General features: G+C 63.7%; 21 protein-coding genes and 1 pseudogene. 3 read left to right on the top strand and 19 right to left on the bottom strand.

Annotated elements, in window-relative coordinates:
• Positions 1-35: 35 nt before the first annotated feature.
• From A9513_RS11045 to A9513_RS11020, 7 genes and pseudogenes are all read right to left on the bottom strand, one after another.
• Complete coding sequence (locus A9513_RS11045; RefSeq protein ID WP_065084758.1) at positions 36-1031, bottom strand: HAD family phosphatase; 996 nt, start codon at positions 1029-1031, stop codon at positions 36-38.
• Between the two features lie 14 nt (positions 1032-1045).
• Positions 1046-2368: a BatD family protein gene (locus tag A9513_RS11040; protein WP_065084757.1), complete on the bottom strand. Its 1323-nt coding sequence runs from the start codon at positions 2366-2368 to the stop codon at positions 1046-1048.
• Positions 2365-3939, bottom strand: a complete 1575-nt coding sequence (locus A9513_RS11035) for a VWA domain-containing protein (RefSeq protein ID WP_065084756.1) — start codon at positions 3937-3939, stop codon at positions 2365-2367. Before A9513_RS11035 ends, A9513_RS11040 begins: the two co-directional genes overlap by 4 nt.
• Entirely contained in the window at positions 3939-4946 is a 1008-nt protein-coding gene (locus A9513_RS11030; protein WP_065084792.1) for a VWA domain-containing protein, read from the bottom strand. Before A9513_RS11030 ends, A9513_RS11035 begins: the two co-directional genes overlap by 1 nt.
• 222 nt (positions 4947-5168) lie before the next feature.
• Positions 5169-5429 (bottom strand): annotated as a pseudogene (locus tag A9513_RS36750) (DUF4381 family protein); the annotation flags it as partial.
• Positions 5426-6367, bottom strand: coding sequence for a DUF58 domain-containing protein (locus tag A9513_RS11025; protein WP_065084755.1), 942 nt, complete (start codon positions 6365-6367; stop codon positions 5426-5428). The gene A9513_RS11025 and the pseudogene A9513_RS36750, both read right to left, overlap by 4 nt.
• A 14-nt stretch (positions 6368-6381) precedes the next feature.
• Entirely contained in the window at positions 6382-7362 is a 981-nt protein-coding gene (locus A9513_RS11020; RefSeq protein ID WP_065084754.1) for a MoxR family ATPase, read from the bottom strand.
• 598 nt (positions 7363-7960) lie between these two features.
• Between A9513_RS11020 and A9513_RS11015 the strand changes: the two genes are divergently transcribed.
• Together A9513_RS11015 and A9513_RS11010 are read left to right on the top strand one after the other, a co-directional pair.
• Positions 7961-9262 (top strand): OmpP1/FadL family transporter, encoded by a 1302-nt coding sequence (locus A9513_RS11015; protein ID WP_065084753.1) that lies wholly within the window; start codon positions 7961-7963, stop codon positions 9260-9262.
• Positions 9263-9338: 76 nt separating this feature from the next.
• Positions 9339-10004, top strand: a complete 666-nt coding sequence (locus tag A9513_RS11010; protein ID WP_065084752.1) for a DUF3313 domain-containing protein — start codon at positions 9339-9341, stop codon at positions 10002-10004.
• Between the two features lie 102 nt (positions 10005-10106).
• Here the strand turns inward: A9513_RS11010 and brnQ are convergent, their stop codons facing one another.
• From brnQ to sdhC, 10 genes are all read right to left on the bottom strand, one after another.
• Positions 10107-11420 (bottom strand): branched-chain amino acid transport system II carrier protein, encoded by a 1314-nt coding sequence (gene brnQ, locus A9513_RS11005; RefSeq protein ID WP_065084751.1) that lies wholly within the window; start codon positions 11418-11420, stop codon positions 10107-10109.
• A gap of 482 nt (positions 11421-11902) precedes the next feature.
• Complete coding sequence (gene sucD, locus A9513_RS11000; RefSeq protein ID WP_038803160.1) at positions 11903-12784, bottom strand: succinate--CoA ligase subunit alpha; 882 nt, start codon at positions 12782-12784, stop codon at positions 11903-11905.
• Positions 12784-13950, bottom strand: coding sequence for an ADP-forming succinate--CoA ligase subunit beta (gene sucC / locus A9513_RS10995; protein ID WP_015477516.1), 1167 nt, complete (start codon positions 13948-13950; stop codon positions 12784-12786). Before sucC ends, sucD begins: the two co-directional genes overlap by 1 nt.
• Positions 13951-14109: 159 nt before the next feature.
• Positions 14110-15546, bottom strand: a complete 1437-nt coding sequence (gene lpdA / locus A9513_RS10990) for a dihydrolipoyl dehydrogenase (protein WP_065084750.1) — start codon at positions 15544-15546, stop codon at positions 14110-14112.
• 81 nt (positions 15547-15627) lie between these two features.
• Positions 15628-16854 (bottom strand): 2-oxoglutarate dehydrogenase complex dihydrolipoyllysine-residue succinyltransferase, encoded by a 1227-nt coding sequence (gene odhB, locus A9513_RS10985; protein WP_038803159.1) that lies wholly within the window; start codon positions 16852-16854, stop codon positions 15628-15630.
• Positions 16855-16896: 42 nt separating this feature from the next.
• On the bottom strand, positions 16897-19728 hold the full coding sequence (locus A9513_RS10980) for a 2-oxoglutarate dehydrogenase E1 component (protein ID WP_024765469.1): 2832 nt from the start codon (positions 19726-19728) through the stop codon (positions 16897-16899).
• A gap of 249 nt (positions 19729-19977) precedes the next feature.
• Positions 19978-20685, bottom strand: coding sequence for a succinate dehydrogenase iron-sulfur subunit (locus tag A9513_RS10975; RefSeq protein ID WP_024765470.1), 708 nt, complete (start codon positions 20683-20685; stop codon positions 19978-19980).
• Between the two features lie 11 nt (positions 20686-20696).
• On the bottom strand, positions 20697-22469 hold the full coding sequence (gene sdhA, locus A9513_RS10970; protein WP_024765471.1) for a succinate dehydrogenase flavoprotein subunit: 1773 nt from the start codon (positions 22467-22469) through the stop codon (positions 20697-20699).
• A gap of 3 nt (positions 22470-22472) precedes the next feature.
• Entirely contained in the window at positions 22473-22841 is a 369-nt protein-coding gene (gene sdhD, locus A9513_RS10965) for a succinate dehydrogenase, hydrophobic membrane anchor protein (protein WP_024765472.1), read from the bottom strand.
• On the bottom strand, positions 22835-23221 hold the full coding sequence (gene sdhC, locus A9513_RS10960; RefSeq protein WP_162483999.1) for a succinate dehydrogenase, cytochrome b556 subunit: 387 nt from the start codon (positions 23219-23221) through the stop codon (positions 22835-22837). The genes sdhD and sdhC overlap by 7 nt, the downstream gene beginning before the upstream one ends.
• Before the next feature lie 354 nt (positions 23222-23575).
• On the opposite strand from sdhC, the gene gltA reads away from it, so the two are divergent.
• Positions 23576-24859, top strand: a complete 1284-nt coding sequence (gene gltA, locus A9513_RS10955; RefSeq protein WP_024765474.1) for a citrate synthase — start codon at positions 23576-23578, stop codon at positions 24857-24859.
• Positions 24860-25067: 208 nt separating this feature from the next.
• Here gltA and A9513_RS10950 read toward each other — a convergent pair whose 3' ends face one another.
• Entirely contained in the window at positions 25068-25673 is a 606-nt protein-coding gene (locus A9513_RS10950) for an START domain-containing protein (RefSeq protein WP_024765475.1), read from the bottom strand.
• A gap of 124 nt (positions 25674-25797) precedes the next feature.
• Positions 25798-26052: a YkgJ family cysteine cluster protein gene (locus A9513_RS10945; RefSeq protein ID WP_037012901.1), complete on the bottom strand. Its 255-nt coding sequence runs from the start codon at positions 26050-26052 to the stop codon at positions 25798-25800.
• Positions 26053-26152 lie beyond the last annotated feature (100 nt).

Here is a 26152-nt window from a genome sequence, read left to right as displayed (position 1 = left end):
GATCCCCATGCCCCTGCGGTTTTCACTTGTTGGTCTTACTGATCAAACGGGTAGATACGCTTCCACTCCTTTGCCATGTCCACTGCCACCCAGTCCTTGCTCTTCGCCTCATCGAGCGCCTTGTCCAGGCGCCCGACCTTGCTCTCCCGGTCATAGGCCCACTCCCGCCGGGCATCGGTGTGGTGCACCAGGCCGGCAAAGCGCAGCCCCTTGCCGGCGGTCGTCCACTGCAGCATCTGCAGGTCGCCGTCGGAGTTGCCGAAGGCCAGGATCGGCCGGCGGCCGATGATGCTGTCGATGCTCTCCGGCTTGCCGGGGCCGTCGTCGTTGTGCACCAGCTTGGGCAGGCGCTGGATCGACAACTTGCCGTCGCGGTCCTCGAAGCGGCTGCCCAGGGTGGTGCCGATCACCTGCTCCGGCGCAATGCCGTAGACCTCTTCGGCGAAGGCGCGCATGAACGCCACTTCGCCACCGGAGACGATGTAGGTCTTGAAGCCGTTGGCCCGCAGGTAGCCCAGCAGCTCCAGCATCGGCTGGAACACCATCTCGGTGTAGGGCCGCTGGCTGCGCGGGTGCTTGGCGCTGGCGAGCCAGCGGCGGGCGTTGGCGATGAAATCTTCGGTGCTCATCCCCGAATGGGTGGCGGCGACTATCTCCAGGATGCCGTTCATGCCGCTGGCGGCGAGGGTCTTCTGGTCGCCCTCGAGCACCGCCTTGAACGGCTGCTTCTGCTTCCACTCCGGATGCTGCGGCGCCTGCCGCTTCACCTCGTCCAGGGCGAAGAGCACCTGGAAGTACATCGGCTGCTCGCTCCACAGCGTACCGTCGTTATCGAACACGGCGATGCGCTCGGCCGGCGGCACGAAGTCCTTGCCGCCCTCGTGGGTCACGGCCTCGACGAATTCGATGATCGCCTGCCGCGAGGGTCCTTCGTTCCACGATGGCAACTCGTCCGCCGCCTGAACCAGCAGCGGCAGGCAGAGCAGCAGGAGCATCCAGCGGGCAATCGGTCGCGCAAGGTACGAAGGCATGTCACATCCCTGGATCACGGATTCAAAGGTTTGAGGGCATGGGCCGGCAGGCTCGCCGGCTTGCCGCGGCCCATCTCCCGGTGGATTTCCGGCAACGCCTGTATCAGTTGGGCGGGAGCGCTACGCACCTGCGCATCGGCCCGGCCGTAACGGGCCCTGAGAAACGCTAGCAAAGAATTGCCGGGTTTGACGGAACCATCAGGCACTGCCGTGCTTAATTCACGACCTCCGGTTGTCCGCCGCAGCCACAGGTACAGCGCACCGAGCTGCGGCGGGTCGCCCTTGAGCTGGGAGCGAACCTGGCGCCAGGCGTAGCCAGGCGACTCGCGCCATGCCTGGCGGCGGCGTTCGATGGCATTCATCACGCCGGTACGCAACGGCGCGCCCCACGCATGCGCGGCGTAACCCGCGCCCACCAGAACCGCCAGTAACACGGCCAGCAGCAACCAGTGACGGGCGATACGCAATTGGGCATGGCGCCCCAGCTCGCGCAGGTCATCGCTGATGGAGAAAGGCGCCTTGTAGACGGCCGCAGCCTGGGCCGACAGCTCCAGCGCAGGGACCGAAACAGTACGTTGTTCCCCGCTGTCCGCCGCCCACCAGTGCAACTCGATGGGCGGCAGCTGGAAATCGCCGGCCTGGCTGACCACGTAGGTGGCCGCATCCATGCGCTCACCGCCGCTGCTGCCGCCACGCCCATCGCTCAAGGCCTGCACCGTCGGGGACTGCACGTAGCGGCGCAGCCCCTTCACCTCGGCGAAGTCCGGCGCGGGAATCAGCATGGCCTGGGCGTTTTCGGCGGTGATGTGCAGGCTGCGGGTCACGCTGTCGCCCACCCGCAGTGGCTCGCGGGAAGCCTTGAGCTGCTGGGTCATCTGCACCTGGCTGGCGACCAGGCGCTGACCGCCGTCGGCAGCAACGCCAGCGGGGGCCTTGGCGGTGAAGTGCAGCGGCTGGCTGGTGATCTTCAGCGGACCGCTGCCCTGCCCTGGCTGCACCTGGATATCCAGCGCAGGCAGCGTGAATTCCCCGGCATTCTGCGGGGTGATCTGGTAGCCGTAGCGCAGGCCGAAGAACGGCTTCCCGGCGATCTTCTCGTTGAGATGGGCAGCCTCGCTGCTCGGCTCGGAGACCACCGCGCCGGCAACCTTCAGCGCGGGCAGTTGCGGCGGCTGGGCGAACCAGGTGTCCACCAGCAGATCGACCTGCAACGTGAGCGTCCCACCGACCAGCACCGAATCGCCCGGCAGCAACTGGGTACGGACCTTCACCTCCGGCTCGGCGGCGAAGCCCAGCCACGGCCAGCACAACAGCAACAGCAGCAGCGCGCGCGTCATGACCCTGTCCCCACTGCGGCGTCCTGCAGCAGGAACTTGCGGCGCAGGAACTGTGCCGGCGAGGTGCTCAGGTTGTTCAGCCACTGCTCGTCCGAGTCGGCCTTGGCGCGTGCGCGGGGCACGCTCTTGCCCTTGCCGGCGGTGTTGTCGAAGACCTCCTGGTCGGGCTTTTCGTCGGGCGGGCCGGCTTCCTGCTGGTCTTCGCGGTCCTTCTGCAGGGCCAGCGCCAGGGCGAGGTTGGCGGTGGCGGCTGGAAAGTCCGCCTGGCGCTGCAGCGCCTGACGATAAGCGTCGATGGCCTGATCGAACTTCGACAGGCGCACATAGGTATTGCCCAGGTAGAAGTACGCCTCGGACGAATCCAGCCGGGCGAAACTGCTCAGGGCCAGCGGGTAGTCTGCGGCGCGATAAGCGGCCAGCCCCCTCCAGAATGGATCACGGAAATGCGCAGCCGCCTGCGGATAATGGCCGTGTTCGAAAGCCCAGCGCCCCTGCTGGTCCGCCGTAAAAAAGGCATCGGCCAGCGCGCCGGCACGCGCCGGTTCCGGGGCGCCACTCAGCCCGACGGCGAGCAACAGTGCGCTCATCCAGTGCACCTTCCAGCCCTTGCGCACGCTCAGCAGCGCGAGCAGCAAAAGCGGCCAGCACAGCCAGTATCCGGCATCCTTCCAGTGCAATTGCTGCTCGTCCCCCTGGGCCGCCTGGAAATGTTGCTGGGCGTGCAATTCGATCCAGTCCAGGTCGTCATCCCCCAGGGTCAGGCTGCCCAGTGGCGCATCCGCCGCCTCCGCGAGGCCCTTCAAGGCGTCCGAGTCGAAGCTGGCCAACAAGGGGCGGCCGGCGGCGTCCTGCTGGCCACCGTCGAGCAAGCCGCCATCCTGGCTACCTACGGCGAGCACCAGCACTTGCAGATCACTGCCGCGCAGGGCTTTGTCGATGGCGTCGAACTGCTGCTGGTCGGCGCCATCGGTCAGCAATACCAGGGTACCCGGCGACTGCTCGGCCGCCAGGAGTCGCTTGGCGATCTCGATGGCACCCAGCGCGTCCTTGCCGCTGCGCTGGATAAGGCCGGGGGACAGCGCCTGCAGGAAGCTGTCGAGCAAGCCGCCATCGTCGGTGGCGGGCAGCACCAGGTGTGCGCTGCCGGCATAGGCGATAAGCGCCGTCGGGCTGCCCGGCCGCCGCACGATGAGGTCGTGGAGCTTGTGCTTCACCGCCTCGATGCGTGACGGCGGAACATCGCTGGCGGCCATGGAGGGCGACAGGTCCACCGCCAGGATCAGCGGCGCACGATTCTCCAGAAAGGCCGGGCGGTCCTGCTCCCAGGTCGGCCCGGCCGCCGCCACGCCGCCTAGCACCAGCACGGCGCCGAGCAGCTGTACCGGGCGCACACGCTGGCGTTCGGTGGGCGTGATCACCAGGTGCGCCAGCAGATGGGGTGCAATGATGCCGTCGAGGCGGCGGGCCAGATCGTGACGCCGGCTCCACAGCAGCGGCAGCAGCACTCCCGGCAGCAGGAGCAGCAACCACCACGGCCGCAGGAAATGAAAGGCACTGAGGTCGATGTCCATCAGCCCTCCACTTCCCGGTTGGCGCGCGAATCGCCTGGCACGGCCAATCGTCCGGCGATGGCCGCCAACAGGTGCGACAGCACCAGCAGCGTCAATGCAGCGCCAAGCGGCACCCAGAACAGGTCGAGCTTGGGCTGGTGGCTGAGGGTCTTCACCTGGTGCGGCGTGATCTGGTCCAGCGTCACGTAGACGGCCTTCAACGCCTCGCGGTCGCCGGCTCGGAAGTAGCGCCCGCCGGTGCTGTGGGCGATATACTGCAACGTCTTCAGGTCCACCTTCGACTCGCCGCTGGCCGCGGGGTCGCCAATGCCGATGGTGTGCACCACCACACCGCGCTCATGGGCCATGGCCGCCGCGTGGCTGGGCGTGATGGCGCTGGCGGTGTCGTTGCCGTCGGTGAGCAGGATCAGCACCTTTTCCTGCTCCGGCGCGTCCTTGAGCAGCTTGAGCGTCAGGCCGATGGCATCGCCCAGGGCGGTGTTCGGCCCCGCCATGCCGATGCCGACTTCGTCCAGCAACATCAGCAGGCTGGCGTGGTCCTGCGTCGGCGGCGCCTGGGCGAAGGCGCCGGTACCGAAGACGATCAGGCCGATACGGTCATCCTTGCGCTCGCCGATGAAGTCGCGCACCACGTCCTTGACGATGCTCAGGCGGTCCACCCGCTGGCCACCGGCATCGAGGTAATCGTTGGTCTCCATGGACTGCGAGATATCGATGGCCAGCATCAGGTCGCGGATCGGCCGCACCCGCTCGATGGGTTTCTCCACCAGCACCGGACGCGCGCACGCCACCAGCACCAGTCCCCACACCAGCAGGTTCAGCGGGAGTTGCCAGCGCCCGCCGGCGGCTCCGCCGCGGCTGGGTTCCTGTCCCACGGCGCGGCTCATGGCGGCGAAGAACGGCACCCGCAAGGCGCTGCGCGATTCCCGGTAGGCCGGCAGGTAGCGCCAGGCGAGCCAGGGCAACGGCAGCAGGAGCAGCAGCCAGGGCAGGTCAAACTGCCACATGGTGCACCTCGATCCATTCCCGGCAGACCGCCAGCAGGGCCTGCGCCTCCTGCTCACCCAGTGCCTGGACGCGCTCATCCGGCGCATAGGCCAGCATGGCCAGCCGCTGATCCAGATCGGCCGGCAGCTGCGCCGGGCTGCGGCCTTGCAGATAGCTGCGCCGGCGCGGCCACCCAGCGCCGCCGTGGCTTCGCCACCGGGCATCGACAACGCCACACGCTTGAGCAGCGAAGGCAGCTGGCGCAGCGCGGCAAGACGACGCTGTGGGTCCGCCAGGGCCTCGCCCAGATCATCCAGGAGCAGCAGCGCCTCGCGCCGATAGCGGTCGCGCCGCCATCGCCGGTAGCGCCATAGCGCCCACACGGCCAAGGCCGCCACGAGCAGCAGGGCAAGTGCCGCCCAGGCCCAGGTCTGCGGCCAGTAGCTGACCAGCGTCGGTGGCGGCGGCAGTTCCTGGAGCTGGTCGATGCGCGGAGTGCTCATCGGGCCAGGCGCCCCAGCTCGCCGCGCAGTTGCTCCAGGCTGTCGCGGCCGCTGCTGAACATCATCAAGGGCACCTGGCTGCGGCGCAGCAGGGTCGCCACGTCCTTCAGGCGGCCGGATAGGAACTCGCCCAGCGGCCGGTGCACCTGCCGCCGGCCAACCTCCAGTTCCACCTGCAGCTCGCCCTGGGTCACGGTCACGCGGCCGCGGTCCGGCAGGCGCAGGGCAAGCGGATCGAATACCTGCAAGGCCAGCACGTCGTTATGCGAGCTCAGCTGCCGCAACAGCTGCAGCGTCTGGTCGGTCACGCCGGCAAAGTCGCTGATGATCACCACCAGGCTGTCGTGCCCCGCTACCCCCAGGCATTGGCGCAGCGCCCGGTCGAGCTGGCCGGGTGCATCGTCGTCGCTGCGGGTGGCTTGCAGTGCATGGTTGTGCCGCACGACGGCCGCACACAGCGCCTCGACTCTGGCCCGGCTGCGCAAGGGGCGGATGTACTCGATCTGGCGGTCGCCGAACACCAGGCCACCGACCCGGTCACCCGCCTGCAGGGCCATCCAGGCGCCAAGCGCGGCAATCTCCGCGGCGGTCACGGACTTGAAGCTGCGCTTGGAGCCGAAATACATGCTCATGCGCTGGTCCACCAGCAGCAGCGTGGGACGGTCGCGCTCCTCGGTATAGCTGCGCACGAAGGGCTTGCCGTAACGCAGCGAGGCACGCCAGTCCAGATGACGCAGGTCGTCGCCAGGGTTGTACTGGCGCAGCTCGTCAAAGCTCAGCCCCCGGCCGCGCAGGCGCGCCGCGTGGCTGCCGGAAAGGATGCTGGACAACGGTTGCCGCGACAGGAAGCTCAGGCCGCGCACGCGATGTTCCAGCAGCATCAGCTGGTCCAGCGAGGCGTAGACGAAACCATCGGCGACCGGCTGCTGATCCGCCATCGACGCCCTCCTCCTCAGGCCGGAATCGCGACTTTGTCGAGCAGCCGGTCGATCACCTGATCGGCACCGACGCCATCGGCCACCGCGTCATAGGACAGCAGCAGGCGATGGCGCAGAACGGGATGCACGACAGCGCGTACATCGTCGGGCGTGACGTAATCATTGCCGGCCATCCAGGCGTGGGCGCGGGAAACGCGGTCCAGGCTGATGCCGCCGCGCGGGCTGGCGCCGACCTTCAACCAGCGGGCCAGGTCGGCGTCATAGTCGGCGGGTCGGCGGGAGGCATGGATGAGGTCGATCAGGTAGCGGTCGATGGCGTCCGAGACATGCACGTCGCCCACTTCCCGGCGCGCCGCGAACACGGCGTCCTGGGCAAGCGGCGTGATCTCCAGCGGCTCGGTGCCGGACTGCTGGCTGCGCTCCTCGGCGCGCACCAGTTGCAATATGCGGGACTCGTCCTCGACCTTGGGATAGTCGATCAGCAGCTTCATCAGGAAGCGGTCCATCTGCGCTTCGGGCAACGGGTACGTGCCTTCCTGCTCGATGGGGTTCTGCGTCGCCAGCACCATGAACAGGCCAGGCATCCGATGCGTTTGTCCGGCGACGGTGATCTGGCGCTCTTCCATGGCTTCGAGCAACGCCGCCTGCACCTTGGCCGGCGCGCGGTTGATCTCGTCGGCGAGGATGACATTGCCGAACAGCGGCCCCGGCTGGAACCTGAGCTGGTTGCCCTGCTCGGTCTGCTGGAGGATCTCGGCACCGGTGATGTCCGACGGCAACAGGTCGGGGGTGAACTGCACGCGGCTCATGCGTGCATCGAGGTGCTTCGACAGCGCCTTGACGGTGCGGGTCTTGGCCAGCCCGGGCAGGCTTTCCAGCAGGACGTGACCGTTGGCCAGCAGGCCCAGCAGGATGTGGCGGACGGTTTCTTCCTGGCCGAGCACCTGCGCCGACACGGCGGCTTCCAGGCCAGCAATCTGCTCACGCGTGGACACGGGGATGATCCTTGTACCGTGGGTTCGGGTTCCTTGCCGATGGCGTGCTGGAGCTGCCCTCCAGCCACACTGCCGTGCCACGGCCTGCTGGATAACAGTAGCCCACCGGTAATACTTCGCTATGGAAGCGGGTTGCCATGATGCGGGCAGGCAAAACCAGGGAGGCTGGCGGCGTGCTCTGCAGCCTTGGCTTCTGCCATCGCCACTTCGAGCATGCACAGCAATGCTGGCGGGCCTCGTGCAGCAGAGCTGGGGAACGGTCACCGCTCCTGGTAGTGCATGATTTCCCCAGCTGGCGATCTCCTACAATCGGCACTACGTCGGCTTTTTTCATTTCACGTCCGAGAGATTCATCCTGGCTCACGCACTCCCCGGCAGAGCTGAGCAAGCGGTTTGCATCTGAAGGGGGATGCGGTGGGCATTAATTTCACTAAGAATTTAAAGTCGGCTTGCACATCGCATTTGGCTATCTAGGCTGATTTCACAGTCCCCCACTCAATGGGGAATCAGCAGTCGACTCCAGACAGCATTCGGAGCATTGAGCCACCACAGACCTGAATCTGGGGCGGTGGCTAACGGTATGCACCCGGAGCGCCAGATGAACGCGGATCACCTACGAACCAAGCCTGCTTCTGTTTATCTGCTATCGACAGTCTTCCTGGCTTGCCTGAGCAGCCCTGCTCTGGCGGGCGGCATCCTGATCTACGAGGCCGGGCAGGAAGGCAATGGCCTTGCCAACGCCGGCTCTGCTGCGTTGGCTGCCGATCCGAGCGTGCTGATGAGCAACCCGGCCGGAATCGCCGAACTCAAGGGCACGCAGATCAGCGTCAACGCCCAGGTGATCCTCGGCGATATCCGCTTTTCCCGTGACAGCGACAACCAGTTCGATGGCAACGAAGGCGGCAACGCCCTGCAATGGCTGCCGGGCTCCAGCCTGTTCATCAGCCACCAGATCGACGACCGCTCCGCCATCGGTTTCGGCATGTACGGCAACTTCGGCCTGGCGCTCGATTACGACGACGACTGGGCCGGCCGCTACTTCACGCAGGAGGCGGCAGTGATCGGCGTGTCCTTCCAGCCGACCCTGGCGCACAAGTTCACCGACGACCTCACGGTGGGCATCGGTCCGCGCTTCGTCTACGGCTACTACCGCACCGAGATGGCCATCAACAACAACCTGCTCGGGCTGGCGGACCGGCCGGACGGCCAGCTGGAATACAAGGACACCGACGTCGGCACCGGGGTCAACCTGGGCCTGCTCTACCACGTGAGCGACCGTACGCAGATCGGCCTCGCCTACACCAGCAAGGTCAAGCTGGAGTTCAGGGACAGCCCGGATGTACGCAAGGTCAGCAACCCGATCATCAATGCCGCCCTGAATCGCCTGGATGTCGACTCCCTGGAACTGGACATGAACATCCCGCAGACGGCGACCCTGAGCATCGCCCACCAGCTCGAACCGCAATGGAAGCTGCTGGGCAGCCTGGGCTGGCAGGACTGGAGCGACTTCGGCCAGATCGGCGTGGAAGTCGACGCCAACGCCGGCGGCGTCGACCGCACCGTCGACCGTCAGTACAAGGACACCTGGCACGCCTCCGTCGGCGCGCAGTATCAGGCCAACCCACGCCTGCGCTGGAGCATGGGCCTGGGCTACGACAGCTCGGCGGTGGACGACAAGGACCGCACCGTCGACAACCCCATGGGCGAGGCCTGGCGCCTGGCGACCGGGGTGAACTACGAGCTGGAGGAAGGCCTCGACCTGCATCTCGCCTACACCCTGGTGTGGCTCGGCGACATGGACGACGAGCAGACCAAGTCCCGCTCTGGTGAAACCCTATCCGGCACCTATCGCAATGCGGCCCTGCACATTCTTGGCGGCGGTGCGACCTGGCGATTCTGACCACTCACGCCAAACGAAGCATTCACGCGACGTAGAACGCGATCCAACCCCTGCTGTACCTACAAGGAGCGACTCGATGCACACCAAACTCCTGGCCCTGTGCCTGGCTTCCATCACGCTCGCCGGCTGCGCAAGCAAGTACGTCGAGCCCGAGAACTACTCCGGCTTCCTCAAGGACTACAAGGTCCTCAAGGAAGAGAAGTCCCCTTCCGGTGCGCCGGTGATGCGCTGGATCAAACCCGGTATCGACGTCAGCCAGTTCACCAGCGTGTACGTCGAGCCGAGCCAGCTCTATCCACAACCACAAGCCAGCGAGAAGATTCCGCAGAGCACCCTGGATGGCATCACCAAGTACTATGATCAGGCCCTGCAGACGCAATTTTCCAAGGCCCTGCCGCTGGCCAGCGGCCCCGGCCCGGGCGTGCTGATCGTGCGTCCGGCGATCACCGCCGTCAGCGCCTCGACCAAGGGGCTGCAGCCCTATGAGGTCATCCCCATCGCCCTGATCGCTGCCGGCGTCAGCACCGCTACCGGCATCCGCGACCAGGACACCAGCATCGCCACCGAAGCCGCCTTCCTCGATGGCAGCAACGGCACGGTGGTCGCCCAGGTGGTCCGCAAGGGCGCCGGCACCGAGCTGGAAAACTCCTCCCAGGTCATGACCGCCAACGACGCCAAGGCCCTGCTCGATGGCTGGGCGCGGGACATGGTCAAGTCCTACGAGCAGTTGAAGCACAAATAGTACCCGACGAGTCCACGAAGGACGCCGCCAAGCATCTGCTGGAGCAATGAAAAAGGCCGCTTTGTGGGCGGCCTTTTTCATTGGTGGCTCAGTACGGCGGGATCAGGCCATCGCTTCCTGGGGTTTGCCCAGCAGACGGTCGATCACCACCATCACGGCCAACATGGCGACCGAGGGGATCAGCCAGGCGAGGCCCTGCTCGGCCAACGGCAGATGCTCCATCCAGGACGGCATCCAGGCGTCGAGCTTGGCGCCCTTGAGCGCGTCGATGATGCCAAATGCGAAGGAAATCACCATCACCGGAGCGACGATGCGGGTCTGCGAGCGCCACAGGCTGGCGCAGAAGCTCAGCGCTACCAGCACGATGCACGGCGGGTAGATGGCGGTCAGCACCGGGATGGAGAACTGGATGAGCTTGGTCAGCCCCAGGTTCGACACCAGCAGCGAGAAGCCCGCCAGGATGATCACCAGGCTGCGGTACGACAGCGGCAGGATGCGGCAGAAGTACTCGGCGCAGGCGCAGGTCAGGCCTACGGCGGTGACCAGGCACGCCAGCGCGATCAGCACGGCGAGGAAGGTGCTGCCCAGCGAGCCGAAGGTGTGCTGCACATAGGCGTGCAGGACGGCTGCGCCGTTGGCGGCACCGGCGGCGATGTCGTGGCTGCCAGCGCCCAGACGGAACAGGCTGATGTACACCAGCGCCAGGCCAACCCCGGAGATCAGCCCGGCAATGACGGCATAGCGGGTGATCAGCCGCGGCGACTGCACGCCACGGGAACGGATGGCGTTGACGATGACGATACCGAAGACCAGCGCACCCAGGGTGTCCATGGTCAGGTAGCCATTGACGAAACCCTGGGAGAACGCCGCGGCCTGGTAGGCCGGCTCAGCAACGCCGATGGGGCCCGCCGGCAGCATGAAGGCGGCGATGCCCAGGGCGGCCAGGGCGATGATCTTCAGCGGCGCGAGGAAGCGGCCGACGGTATCCAGCAGCTTGCCCGGATACAGCGAGATCACCAGCACGATCAGGAAGTACACCAGACTGTAGAGGAACAGCGGCAGAGCGCCCTCCCCGGTCAGCGGCGCCAGGCCGACTTCGAAGGAGACCGTGGCGGTACGCGGGGTGGCGAACAGCGGTCCGACCGACAGGTAGCAGACAGCCGCCAGCAACCCACCGGCGACTTTGCCGATCGGGTGGCTCAGGGTATCCATCGCACCACCGACCTTGGCCAGCGCGACCACGGTGATTACCGGCAGGCCGACCGCGGTGATGAGGAAACCCAGCGCGGCCATCCAAACGTGCGGCCCCGACTGCAGGCCCACGATCGGCGGGAAGATGATGTTGCCCGCGCCGACGAACAGCGCGAAGGTCATAAAACCCAATGCCAGGATGTCCTGGCCTTTCAAGACTTTCATGAAGGGAAATACCACAGTGCTTTAGCGGGTTTGTGGTCTCCCAAGGCACGCACGCCGTACGGACGTGACAAAGCCGCATCGAACGGGACTGGCCGACTCACTCGGGGCGAGCCTGCGCATCCTGTGATGCTGCTGTCATCGGTACGGAGAGTTGTTCTTGGAAGTCCGATAGCAGAGGTTTTCCATGGGCTCGTGGCCCGTTTGCTCCTGCATTCTGGTTATCCCGCCATCCTTGACGGTCAGGAATCGCCGTCGCTTCCGGGTAGGAATGGACGGTGAGCGAGCCCTCCCTTGTGGGGAACGCGACGCTTCATATAGTTGCTAGCCTAACGATCTATTCCGATGAGCTGCACTGACATACGTCAGATCGTCCGCGCAATGATCGGCGATGTCGCTTGAACGACACTTTTCAGACGAGGCGGAAACGACAGAGGCCACCCGAAGGTGGCCTCTGTTGACGAACGGTTAAATAAGCGAGGCGCTTACTTGACCGGCCAGCCGGTCAGCTCGGCCAGGGCCTTGCCGATGTCGGCCAGGGAACGCACGGTTTTCACACCAGCGTCCTGCAGGGCGGCGAACTTCTCGTCCGCAGTGCCCTTGCCGCCGGAGATGATGGCGCCGGCGTGGCCCATGCGCTTGCCGGGCGGTGCGGTGACACCAGCGATGTAGGACACCACCGGCTTGGTCACGTTGGCCTTGATGTAGGCAGCCGCTTCTTCTTCAGCCGAACCACCGATCTCGCCGATCATGACGATAGCTTCGGTTTTCGGGTCTTCCTGGAACAGCTTCAGGATGTCGATGAAGTTGGAGCCCGGGATCGGGTCGCCACCGATGCCCACGCAGGTGGACTGGCCGAAGCCGGCGTCGGTGGTCTGCTTCACGGCTTCGTAGGTCAGGGTGCCGGAACGCGACACGATGCCTACCTTGCCCGGCAGGTGGATGTGACCCGGCATGATGCCGATCTTGCACTCGCCGGGAGTGATCACGCCCGGGCAGTTCGGGCCGATCAGGCGTACGCCCAGCTCGTCGCACTTGACCTTGGCTTCCAGCATGTCGATGGTCGGGATGCCTTCGGTGATGCAGACGATCAGCTTGATACCGCCGAAGGCCGCTTCCAGGATCGAGTCCTTGCAGAACGGAGCCGGAACGTAGATGACCGAAGCGTCGGCGCCGGTAGCTTCCACGGCTTCCTTGACGGTGTTGAACACCGGCAGGCCCAGGTGGGTGGTGCCGCCCTTGCCGGGGGTCACGCCGCCAACCATCTTGGTGCCGTAGGCGATGGCTTGTTCGGAGTGGAAGGTACCCTGCGAGCCAGTGAAGCCCTGGCAGATGACTTTGGTGTCTTTATTGATCAGGACGCTCATTACTTACCCTCCGCGGCCTTGACGACTTGCTGGGCAGCGTCGGTCAGGCTGGTCGCCGCGATGATGTTCAGACCGCTTTCGGCCAGGACCTTGGCGCCGAGGTCGGCGTTGTTGCCTTCCAGACGAACGACAACCGGGATTTTCACGCCGACTTCTTTCACGGCGCCGATGATGCCTTCGGCAATCATGTCGCAGCGAACGATGCCGCCGAAGATGTTCACCAGAACGGCAGCGACGTTGCTGTCGGACAGGATGATCTTGAACGCTTCGGTCACGCGCTCTTTGGTGGCACCGCCGCCAACGTCGAGGAAGTTGGCCGGCTTGCCGCCGTGCAGGTTGACGATGTCCATGGTGCCCATGGCCAGGCCAGCGCCGTTGACCATGCAGCCGATGTTGCCTTCCAGCGCGACGTAGTTCAGTTCCCACTTCTGCGCATGGGCTTCACGAGCGTCGTCCTGGGACGGGTCGTGCATGGCGCGCAGCTTGGGCTGACGGTACATGGCGTTGGAGTCGATGTTGATCTTGGCGTCCAGGCAGTGCAGGTTGCCGTCTTTCTTGATCACCAGCGGGTTCACTTCCAGCAGCGCCAGGTCGTAATCCTGGAACAGCTTGGCCAGGCCAACGAAGATGTGGGTGAACTGCTTGATCTGGTCGCCCTTCAGGCCCAGCTGGAAGGCCAGCTCGCGACCCTGGTACGGCTGAGCGCCAACCAGCGGATCGATGGTGGCTTTCAGGATCTTCTCAGGGGTCTCGTGCGCCACTTTCTCGATGTCCACGCCACCTTCGGTGGAGGCCATGAAGACGATGCGACGGCTGGAACGGTCGACGACGGCGCCGAGGTACAGCTCCTTGTCGATGTCGGTGCAGGATTCCACCAGGATCTTGCTGACCGGCTGGCCGTTGGCGTCAGTCTGGTAAGTCACCAGACGCTTGCCCAGCCAGTTGGCGGCGAACGCCTTGGCGTCCTCTTTGCTCTTGACCAGCTTCACACCGCCCGCTTTACCGCGGCCACCGGCGTGTACCTGGGCTTTAACGACCCACTCGGTACCACCGATTTTTTCACAGGCTTCTGCGGCCTCTTCGGGTGTGTCGACGGCGAAGCCCTTGGATACGGGCAGGCCGTACTCAGCGAACAGCTGCTTACCCTGATATTCGTGGAGATTCATGCTTGTCTACCGTTTTCGTCTTGGGTATTGCGCATTCGGCGCGGCGCTCGTGGCGCCACGCCACCTGTGACCGAGTCCCCCTCGGGGGAGAAACGATCCGGCGGGACGGGGGCAGCCCCTCGCAAAAGACTGCCGCCCTCCCCGCCGTGGTCCCGTTCCTTAGCGCTTCTTGCGGTTGGCGATGTGGATGGCGTGGCCATTCACTGCCAGTGCCGCTTCGTGCAGCGCTTCGGACAGAGTCGGGTGGGAGAAGACCATCATGCCCAGGTCTTCGGCGCTGGTGCCGAATTCCATGCCGATCGCGCCTTGCTGTACCAGCTCGGCGGCGCTCGGGCCGATCACGTGGACGCCCAGTACGCGGTCGGTCTTGGCATCGGCGATGACCTTGACCAGGCCGGTGGTGTCGTTGGCAGCCATGGCACGGCCGCTGGCGGCGAACGGGAAGGTACCGACGTTGACTTCAACGCCTTCGCCTTTCAGTTGCTGCTCGGTCTTGCCGACCCATGCAATTTCCGGGTGGGTGTAGATCACCGACGGAATCAGGTCGTAGTTCATCTGGGCCTTGTGACCGGCGATGCGCTCGGCAACCATCACGCCTTCTTCCGAGGCCTTGTGCGCCAGCATGGCGCCGCGGACCACGTCACCGATGGCGTAGACGCCCGGAACGCTGGTCTTGCAGTGGTCGTCGACGTAGATGAAGCCACGCTCGTCCAGGGTCACGCCGCTGTCGGCGGCCAGCAGGTCGGTGGTCACCGGGCGACGGCCCACGGCCACGATCAGCTTGTCGAAGGTTTCCTTCTGCTCGCCATTGGCGTCGGTGAAGGTCACGGTGACCTGCTTCTTCTTCACGTCCGAACCGGTGACGCGAGCGCCCAGGCGGATGTTCAGGCCTTGCTTGGTCAGGACTTTCAGCGCTTCCTTGGCGATCTGCTCGTCGGCAGCCGGCAGGAACTTGTCCAGAGCTTCCAGTACGGTGACTTCAGCGCCCAGGCGAGCCCAGACCGAACCCAGTTCCAGGCCGATGACGCCAGCGCCGATCACGCCGAGCTTCTTCGGTACGCTCTGGAATTCCAGGGCGCCGGTGGAGTCGACGATCACGTCTTCGGTCAGCGGAGCCGGCGGGATTTCAACCGGCTTGGAGCCCGAAGCGATGATGATGTTGTCGGCTTCCAGAACCTGGGTCTTGCCGTCCAGGCCGGTCACTTCGACCTGCTTGTTGGCCAGGACCTTGCCGTGGCCTTCGAAGGAAGTCACGCCGTTGGCCTTGAACAGGGTGGCGATGCCGCCGGTCAGGTTCTTCACGATGGTGGCCTTGCGGGCAACCATCGCCGGAACGTCCATCTTCACGCCGCCGGTGGAGATGCCGTGGACCTCGAAGCCCTCTTTGGCTTCCTTGTACTTCCAGGAGCTGTCCAGCAGTGCCTTGGACGGAATGCAGCCTACGTTCAGGCAGGTACCGCCGAGGGCAACCTTGCCCTCTTTACCGATGTACTTCTCGATGCAAGCGGTCTTCAGGCCGAGTTGGGCGGCACGGATGGCGGCTACGTAGCCGCCGGGGCCGGCACCAATCACAACCACGTCGAATTTCTGGCTCATGTCTCAATCCTTATTCCGGTGAAGCGGACGGCCCCTCGCGGGGCCGTCGTGTAGTACGGGGCCGTCGTGTGAACTGACGTATCAGACGTCCAGCAGCAGGCGAGCCGGATCTTCCAGCAGATCCTTCATGGTGACCAGGAAGCTTACCGCTTCCTTGCCATCGATCATGCGGTGATCGTAGGACAGCGCCAGGTACATCATCGGCAGGATCACAACCTGGCCGTTAACGGCCATCGGGCGCTCCTGGATCTTGTGCATGCCGAGGATGGCGGTCTGCGGCGGGTTGACGATCGGAGTCGACAGGAGCGATCCAAATACGCCACCGTTGGAAATGGTGAAAGTACCGCCGGTCATGTCTTCGATGGACAGCTTGCCGTCTTTGGCTTTCTTGCCGAAGGTGGCGATGCCGTTTTCGATCTCGGCCAGGCTCATGAACTCGGCGTTACGCAGAACCGGAACGACCAGGCCGCGGTCGCTGGAAACTGCCACACCGATGTCCTGGTAGCCGTGGTAGACGATGTCGTTGCCGTCGATCGAGGCGTTGACGCCCGGGAAGCGCTTCAGGGCTTCGGTGGCCGCCTTGACGAAGAAGGACATGAAGCCCAGGCGTACGCCGTTGTGCTTCTTCTCGAACAGGTCCTTGTACTTGTTGCGCAGGTCCATGATCGGCTTCATGTTGACTTCGTTGAAGGTAGTCAGCATGGCCATGGAGGACTGGGCCTCGACCAGACGCTCGGCAACCTTGGCGCGCAGGCGGGTCATCGGAACGCGCTTCTCGACGCGGTCGCCAGCGGCGAAGACCGGAGCCTCGGCAGCCGGAGCTGCAGCCTTGGCAGCCGGAGCGGCGGCCGGGGCGTTCTTCTTCGCTTCAACGGCAGCGACGACGTCTTCCTTGGTCACGCGACCGCCCTTGCCAGTACCGGCCAGGCTGTTCGGGTCGATGCCGTTCTCTTCGGCCAGCTTGCGGGCAGCCGGCGAGAGGATGTTGTCGTCGCCAGCGGCGGCCGGTGCAGCGGCAGCAGGTGCAGCAGCGGGAGCCGAGGCAGCAGCCGGAGCGGCAGCGGCAGCACCGCCTTCGCTCAGCTTGCCCAGCAGTTCGTTGGAGAGAACGGTGTCGCCTTCGTTCTTGACGATCTCTGCCAGGACGCCGTCAGCCTCGGCCAGTACTTCGATCACGACCTTGTCGGTCTCGATGTCGACGATCAGTTCGTCGCGCTTGACGGCTTCACCGACCTTCTTGTGCCAGGTTGCAACGGTGCCGTCGGCAACCGATTCCGGGAAGGTTGGGGCTTTGATTTCGATAGCCATTATGTGTGTTTCCTTAAATTCGGTATCAACTGCGCGTTGGCGTTAAACGGTGAAGGCGTCCTGCAGCAGTTTTTCCTGCTGCTCGGCGTGCATCGAAGCGTAGCCGCAAGCCGGAGCTGCCGAGCCTTCGCGGCCCGCGTATTCCAGGTTGAGACCTTTCTTGTGCGCGGCGATGACACGACGCATATGGTGCTGCGAGCAGAACCAGGCACCCTGGTTCATCGGCTCTTCCTGACACCAGACGATGTGCTTGAGGTTCTTGTACTGCGACAGCACCTCGGCCAGATCGTCTTCCGGGAACGGATACAGCTGCTCGAGACGAACGATCGCGATGTTCTCGAGACCTTCGGCACGACGCTTCTCCAGCAGGTCGTAGTACACCTTGCCGCTGCACAGCACGATGCGGTCGACTTTCTTCGGATCCAGGCTGTCGATCTCGTTGATCACAGTCTGGAAAGAGCCGTCTGCCAGATCTTCCAGGGTCGAGATGGCCAACTTGTGACGCAGCAGCGACTTCGGAGTCATCACGATCAGCGGTTTGCGCAGCGGACGGATCACCTGACGGCGCAGCATGTGGTAGACCTGAGCCGGGGTAGTCGGCACGCAGACCTGGATGTTCTGCTCGGCGCACAGCTGCAGGTAACGCTCCAGACGCGCGGAGGAGTGCTCCGGACCCTGGCCTTCGTAACCGTGCGGCAGCAGCATGGTCAGACCACACAGACGTTGCCACTTGGTCTCGCCGCTGGTGATGAACTGGTCGATCACGACCTGCGCACCGTTGGCGAAGTCACCGAACTGGGCCTCCCAGATCACCAGCGCGTTCGGCGTGGTGGTGGCGTAGCCGTATTCGAAGGCCAGTACGGCTTCTTCCGAGAGGTAGGAATCGTACAGGCTGACGCGCGGCTGGCCGTCGAACAGGTGAGCCAGCGGGATGTAGACCGAGTCGTCCTTCTGGTTATGCAGCGCCGCATGGCGGTGCGAGAAGGTACCGCGGCCGACGTCCTGGCCGGTCATGCGCACCGGGTGACCTTCGAACAGCAGGGTGGCGTAGGCCAGGTTCTCGGCGAAGCCCCAGTTGATGGGCATGCCGCCGGCAGCCATCTTCGCGCGGTCTTCGTAGATCTTCTGCACCTGACGCTGCATGACGAAGCCGTCCGGGGTTTCCAGCAGCTTGGCGGAGAGGTCCTGCAGGGTCTTCAGGTCGAAGCGGGTGTCGTGACGCGCGGTCCAGGCGTGCCCCACGTACGGACGCCAGTCGACGAAGAGCTCCTTGTTGGGCTCCTTGACCAGGCTCTTCACCACGTGCTGACCGTTGTCGAGAGCGTCGCGGTATTCGTCGACCTTCTCCTGGGCCTGCTCGGTGCTCTGCACGCCGGCAGCGATCAGCGCGTCGGCATACAGTTCACGGGTGGTGCGCTGCTTGGCGATCTGCTGGTACATCAGCGGCTGGGTGCCGCTCGGCTCGTCGGCCTCGTTGTGGCCGCGACGGCGGTAGCAGACCAGGTCGATGACCACGTCACGCTTGAACTGCATGCGGTAGTCGACGGCCAGTTGGGTCACGAACAGGACCGCTTCCGGATCGTCGCCGTTCACATGGAAGATCGGCGCCTGGATCATCTTCGCCACGTCGGTCGCGTACTCGGTGGAGCGAGCGTCGTCCTGACGGCTGGTGGTGAAGCCGACCTGGTTGTTGATCACGATGTGGATGGTGCCGCCCGTCTTGTAAGCACGGGTCTGCGACATCTGGAAGGTCTCCATGACCACGCCCTGCCCCGCGAAGGCGGCATCACCGTGGATGGAGATCGGCACGACCTTGTCGCCGCTGCCGTCCTTGCGACGGTCCTGGCGGGCGCGTACCGAACCCTCGACCACCGGGGAAACGATTTCCAGGTGCGAGGGGTTGAACGCCAGGGCCAGGTGGACTTCACCGCCGGTGGTCATGACGTTGGAGGAGAAGCCCTGGTGGTACTTCACGTCACCGGAGCCCATCTCGACCAGCTTCTTGCCTTCGAACTCGTCGAACAGCTCGCGCGGGTTCTTGCCCAGGGTGTTGACCAGGACGTTCAGACGGCCGCGGTGGGCCATGCCGATGACGATTTCCTTCACGCCATAGGAGCCGGAGCGCTGGATGATCTCGTCGACCATCGGGATCAGGCTTTCACCGCCTTCCAGGCCGAAGCGCTTGGTGCCCGGGTACTTGGTGCCCAGGTACTTTTCCAGGCCTTCAGCAGCGGTCAGGCGCTCGAGCAGGTGGGAGCGGGCGTCGGCGGAATACGTCGGACGGCCACGGACGCTTTCCAGGCGCTGGGCGAACCAGTGGCGCTGTTCGGAATCGACGATGTGCATGAACTCGGCGCCGATGGTGCTGCAGTAGGTCTGCTTCAGCGCATCGATGATTTCACGCAGGGTCGCTTCTTCCTTGCCGATGTAGAGCTCACCGGTCCGGAAAGTAGTGTCGAGGTCTGCAGCGGTGAGCCCGTAGTGTTCGAGCGACAGATCGGAGGGAGCGGTACGCACCCAGAGACCCAGCGGATCGAGCGATGCTGCCTGATGTCCACGCAGACGGTATGCCAGGATCAGACGCAGGACTTCAACCTGCTTTTTCTCGTGCTCGGTGCTTACGCTGCCAGCGGAAACAGGCGCGGCGCGGCGCTGGTTCTTGGCCAGGAGTACGAAATGATCACGGATAGAGGAATGCGAAACGTCGGGGGCAGGATTGCCGTCGGCAGGAAGCTTCTGGAAGTACGTGCGCCACTCTTCTGGCACAGCGTTCGGGTCGTGCAGGTAGAGCTCGTAGAGCTCTTCGACGTAGGCAGCGTTTCCACCGGATAGATGGGCACTGTTCCACATCCGCTGCATTACGCTTTCGTGCATGCTTGGTCACCCTCGGTAAGGGGACTCCACCTGTGGAACCTCTGGCGCGAAGTCAAACACAGCGACTTCAAGCCACCGATTCCCGCAGATAGTCCGGGTACCAGCCCGGATGCCCCTGCTGGTCATATATACGTTTTCAAAACAGGACCCCCGCTTTGTGGGCTTGGGTCCTAAGGACTGTACCGCCGGACAATGTTCCGGCGGCACAGGTGTCGCTCTTTCATGATCTTTGGGCGCAAGGCCCGCAGATCAAGTACCGCTCTGCAGCAGCATGTTACGGATGTGACCGATTGCCTTGGTGGGGTTCAGACCCTTCGGGCAAACGTTCACGCAGTTCATGATCCCGCGGCAGCGGAAGACGCTGAACGGGTCATCCAGGCTCGCCAGGCGCGCCTGAGTTTCGGTGTCACGGCTGTCGGCCAGGAAGCGGTAGGCCTGCAGCAGCGCGGCGGGACCCAGGAACTTGTCGGGGTTCCACCAGAACGACGGGCAGGAGGTCGAGCAGCAGGCGCACAGGATGCACTCGTACAGACCGTCCAGCTTCTCGCGCTCTTCCGGGCTCTGCAGACGCTCGATGGCCGGCGCTGCATATTTGTTCTGCAGGAACGGCTTCACGCTCTCGTACTGTTTGTAGAAGATGCGCATATCGACGACCAGGTCACGAATGACCGGCAGGCCCGGCAGCGGACGCAGAACCAGCTTGCCGCCCTTCAGGCCAGCGGCCGACAGGGGGGTGATGCAGGCCAGGCCGTTCTTGCCGTTGATGTTCATACCGTCGGAACCGCACACGCCTTCACGGCAGGAACGACGATAGGAGAAGCCCTCGTCCTGTTCCTTGATCAGCGCCAGCACGTCCAGGACCATGATGTCCTTGCCGTCGGTATCGACCTGGAAGTCCTGCATGTAGGGTGCAGCGTCCTTCTCAGGGTTGTAGCGGTAAACACTCACTTGCAACATGGCGGGCACCCTTAGTAAGTACGAACCTTGGGTTCGAATGCCGGAACAGTTTTCGGCGCGAAGTTGACGGCACGCTTGGCTACACGCTTCTCACCCGGGAAGTACAGGGTGTGGCACAGCCAGTTCTCGTCATCGCGCTCCTCGAAGTCTTCACGGGCATGCGCGCCGCGGGACTCTTTGCGGGCTTCTGCCGCAATCGCAGTGGCTTCGGCCACTTCGAGGAGGTTCTGCAGTTCCAGCGCTTCGATACGCGCCGTGTTGAATGCCTGGCTCTTGTCGTTGATCTTGACGGTGGCGATACGCTCACGCAGATCAGCCAACTGGGCGATACCTTTCTGCATGTACTCGCCGGTACGGAACACACCGAAGTAGTTCTGCATGCAGGATTGCAGCTCGCGCTTGAGCGGAGCGACTTCTTCGCCGCTGGTGCGCTCGTTCACACCGTTCAGGCGCTTGAAAGCGGATTCCAGGTCGGACTCGGAAGCCTGGCGGTGCTCGATACCATCCTTGAGCGCCTTCTCCAGGTGCAGGCCGGTGGCACGACCGAACACAACCAGGTCGAGCAGCGAGTTGCCGCCCAGGCGGTTGGCGCCGTGGACCGATACGCACGCCACTTCGCCTACGGCGAACAGGCCTTCGACGATCTGCTCGTTGCCGTTGGCATCGGTAGTCAGGGCCTGGCCATGGATGTTGGTGGCCACGCCGCCCATCATGTAGTGGCAGGTCGGAATAACCGGGATCGGAGCGACCACCGGGTCGACGTGGGCGAAGGTCTTGGACAGTTCGCAGATGCCGGGCAGGCGGCTGTGCAGAACTTCTTCGCCGAGGTGGTCGAGCTTCAGCAGTACGTGGTCCTTGTTCGGGCCCACGCCGTTGCCGGCGATCACTTCTTTCACCATGGAACGGGCAACCACGTCGCGGCCGGCCAGGTCCTTGGCGTTCGGAGCGTAACGCTCCATGAAACGCTCGCCATGGGCGTTGATCAGGTAGCCGCCTTCACCGCGGCAGCCTTCGGTGACCAGTACACCAGCGCCGGCGATGCCGGTCGGGTGGAACTGCCACATCTCGATGTCCTGCACCGGCACACCAGCGCGCAGCGCCATGCCGATACCGTCACCGGTGTTGATCAGGGCGTTGGTGGTGGAGGCGTAGATACGGCCGGCACCGCCAGTGGCCAGGACCACGGCCTTGGAGCGGATATAAACGGTGTCGCCGGTTTCGATGTCGATGGCGATGACGCCAACCACATGACCGTCCTGGTTCTTCACCAGATCGACTGCGTACCACTCATTAAGGAAGGAAGTACCGTTCTTCAGGTTGGCCTGATAGAGGGTGTGCAGCAGGGCGTGACCGGTACGGTCAGCCGCGGCACAGGTACGAGCAGCCTGGCCACCCTTGCCGAAGTCCTTGGACTGGCCACCGAACGGACGCTGATAGATGCGGCCCTGTTCGGTACGGGAGAACGGCAGACCCATGTGTTCCAGCTCGAACACGGCTTCCGGGCCGACGGAGCACATGTATTCGATCGCGTCCTGGTCACCGATGTAGTCGGAGCCCTTGACGGTGTCGTACATGTGCCAGCGCCAATCATCGTTCGGGTCGGCCGAAGCGATGGCGCAGGTGATGCCGCCCTGGGCGGATACGGTGTGCGAACGGGTCGGGAAGACCTTGGTCACCACGGCAGTCTTGTGACCACCCTGAGCCAGTTGCAGTGCGGCACGCATGCCGGCACCGCCGCCACCCACGATGATGGCGTCGAAAGAAAGAGAGCGAATGCTAGCCATGGATCAGTTACCCCAGAGAATCTGCACACCCCAGACGAAGAATGCGAACATGGCCATGCCGCATACCGCCTGGACGAGGAAACGCACGACGGTCGCGGACTTGCCCAGCGCCATCGGAGTCAGGTAGTCGGTGGTGATGGTCCACATACCGACCCATGCGTGCACGCTCAGGGACACCAGCGTCAACAGGCTGAAGATCTTCATCAGGCTGTGGGAGAACAGACCATGCCACTCGGCGTAGGTGATACCTGGGTGAGCGATCAGGAAGCCCAGCAGGAAGAGAACATAAGCCGCGAGAACGACCGCGGAGACGCGCTGGACCATCCAGTCGTAGAGACCCGAACGCGACAAGTTAGTGACGTTAGTTACCATACCCATACCCCCGCCAGAACGATCAGCACCACTGCGACAGCGATGACGATTTTCGAACCACGCTTACCGCCTTCCAGTGTTTCGCCAATACCTGCGTCCATGACGAGGTGACGAATACCGGCTACCAGGTGGTACAGCAGCGCAGACAGCAGGCCCCAAATCACAAGCTTGACCAACGGATGGGTCAGACACGCCTTCACCTGCTCGAAGCTGTCTTCGGATGCGAGGGAACGATCCAGTGCGAACAGCAGCACTGCGATACCCACGAACAGAATGACGCCGGAGATACGGTGGAGAATCGACGTGTAAGCAGTGATAGGGAGTTGGATGGTCCTTAGGTCTAGGTTTACGGGTCGTTTGCTATTCACGGCTTTTTTCACACTGAGAGCCCTTCTATGGATCAGGGCTAGTTGTCGGGAGGTGCACTTGTCAGGTACCCATCACCTTCGGGAGTGACAACCACCAATCAAGCGAGGCCGGACGGCCCTTGGCGGCTGGTCGCCGAGTATAGACAGTTAGGCCCCTAATGACAACGGAAAGACCTCCACCTAAGGACTAATTGCCGCACCCCCATAAAAGGCGTAAACAGGCAAATTTTTCCGGCAAAACAGGGGCTTGGAGGAGCCAAACTTCTCCGATTGTGCAAATTGACATTCGGATTTATCTCTCTATAGTGGTGCGGGCCCTGCGTGGGGGGTCGTACAGATGATTTCAAGCATAAATAGGAGGCCATCATGGCTGACAAAAAAGCGCAGTTGATCATCGAGGGCGCTGCCCCCGTCGAACTGCCTGTCCTCTCCGGCACGCTGGGTCCCGATGTTGTCGACGTGCGGGGCCTGACCTCCACGGGTCACTTCACTTTCGACCCCGGCTTCATGTCCACTGCCTCCTGCGAGTCGAAGATCACCTTCATCGACGGCGATAAAGGTGTACTGCTGCACCGCGGCTACCCGATCGAACAGCTCGCCGAGAAGTCCGACTACCTGGAAACCTGCTACCTGCTGCTCAACGGCGAACTGCCCACTGCCGAGCAGAAAGAGAAGTTCGTCGGCACCATCAAGAACCACACCATGGTTCACGAGCAGCTGAAGACCTTCTTCAACGGTTTCCGCCGTGATGCGCACCCGATGGCCGTGATGTGCGGCGTAATCGGTGCCCTCTCCGCCTTCTATCACGACTCCCTGGACATCAATAATCCGAAGCACCGGGAAGTCTCGGCGCATCGTCTGATCGCCAAGATGCCGACCATCGCTGCCATGGTGTACAAGTACTCCAAGGGCGAGCCGATGATGTACCCGCGCAACGACCTGAACTATGCAGAAAACTTCCTGCATATGATGTTCAACACCCCCTGCGAGACCAAGCCGATCAGCCCTGTGCTGGCCAAGGCCATGGACCGCATCTTTATCCTGCACGCCGACCACGAGCAGAACGCCTCCACTTCCACCGTTCGCCTGGCGGGCTCCTCGGGTGCCAACCCGTTCGCCTGTATCGCCTCGGGCATCGCCGCCCTGTGGGGACCGGCTCACGGCGGTGCGAACGAAGCCGTTCTGCGCATGCTGGACGAGATCGGTGACGTGTCGAACATCGAGAAGTTCGTGGCCAAGGCCAAGGACAAGAACGATCCGTTCAAGCTGATGGGCTTCGGCCACCGCGTGTACAAGAACTTCGACCCGCGCGCCAAGGTCATGAAACAGACCTGCGACGAGGTTCTCCAGGAGCTGGGCATCAACGACCCGCAACTGGAACTGGCCATGAAGCTGGAAGAAATCGCCCGCCACGATCCGTACTTCGTGGAGCGCAACCTCTACCCGAACGTGGACTTCTACTCCGGCATCATCCTCAAGGCCATCGGCATTCCGACCAGCATGTTCACCGTGATCTTCGCCCTGGCACGTACCGTGGGCTGGATCTCGCACTGGCAGGAAATGCTCTCCGGCCCGTACAAGATCGGCCGTCCGCGCCAGCTGTACACCGGCGCCACCCAGCGCGACTTCGTGGACCTCAAGGCCCGCTAAGCGCTATGGCGTAAAAGAAAAGGCCGCCTTCGGGCGGCCTTTTTATTGCCACAGCTTTTCTGTAGGAGCGAGCTTGCTCGCGAACAGCCCCGCTGCGAGCTTCCCCACCCCTCGGTTCGCGAGCAGGAACTGGGCGTCACCTCGGTCCTGCAAAAGCAAAAAAGCCGCCCGAGGGCGGCTTCTTCACGAAAGGGAACGACAGCGCCGATTACTTCTCGGCAGCGCTGCGCAGGCCCTTCAGGGTATTCATCGGCGCATCGACCACGAAGCTGTTGGCCAGCCAGGACGGGATGCTGCCACCCGGCTCGGTCTGCACCTGGTAAGTCACCTCGGTCACGCCAGCGCCCTTGGGCACCAGCTTCCACTCGCCGATCAGTTTCGGCACGCGGATTTCGCCTTTCTCTTCCGGGATATAGGTCGGCTCGGCCTTGAGATGACGGATCAGGCCACCGTCGGCGGTCTTCTCGGTGGTTACGTGGATCACCACGTCGCGGCCAGTCACCGGCCAGGGCATGTCGATCTTCGAGTAGGTCCAGGAATTGTCGCCCTCGGTCTTCAGCAGACGCATCTCGGCGCAGGCGTGGATCCACTTGCAGGAGCCGGCCACGTCTTCCTGCAGGGCGTTGATCTTGGCCACATCGGCCTTGATATCGACGACGCCACGGTAGGCCTTGTACTTGGAGCCCGCGACCGGGCTGAGGAAGACCTTCACACCGTCGTCTTCCTTCTCCAGCTTCCAGTCGTCCGCCAGGGCAGTACCGGCAAAGCCCATCACGGCAGTGGCCAGCAGGGTCATACGCAATACACCACGCATCGTCTTACCTCTCTTTATTCTTGGTCTCGTAGGGTCGGCAATTGCCGGCGCCCTGTCGCAATCCGCGGTCTTGAGCGGATCGGGGCGTCAGTATGGACCGCGAAATCGTGACTTCCAAGTCACATCAGGCGGCGGTGATGCGCTCCCACTCGGTGAGGATCCGCAGGGCCTGTTCGTTGCTGCTGCCACAGGCATCGGCGTCCGCATCGAAGGCCGCACAGACCTTTGGACGCCGCGAGTCGCCGAATAGTTTGCACAGATTGCGCTCATCCAGTTGCACGCAGCGAACACCCGCCGGCTTGCCGTCGGGCATGCCAGGGATGGGCGAGGAAATCGACGGCGCTATGCAACAGGCGCCACAGCCGATACGGCATTGCATGGATCTACTCTCTATTCGACATCAAGACGTCATCGGGGCTGGTCGCTCAGCAGCCACTGCTTGCGCAGCTTCGCCACTTCACATATCGACTTCGACCGCG

It is taken from the genome of Pseudomonas sp. AU12215 (genome assembly GCF_001675465.2).
Lineage (GTDB): Bacteria > Pseudomonadota > Gammaproteobacteria > Pseudomonadales > Pseudomonadaceae > Pseudomonas > Pseudomonas nitroreducens.
The sequence above is the reverse complement of the archived record's forward strand: the minus strand, read 5'-3'. Positions and strand labels throughout refer to the sequence as shown.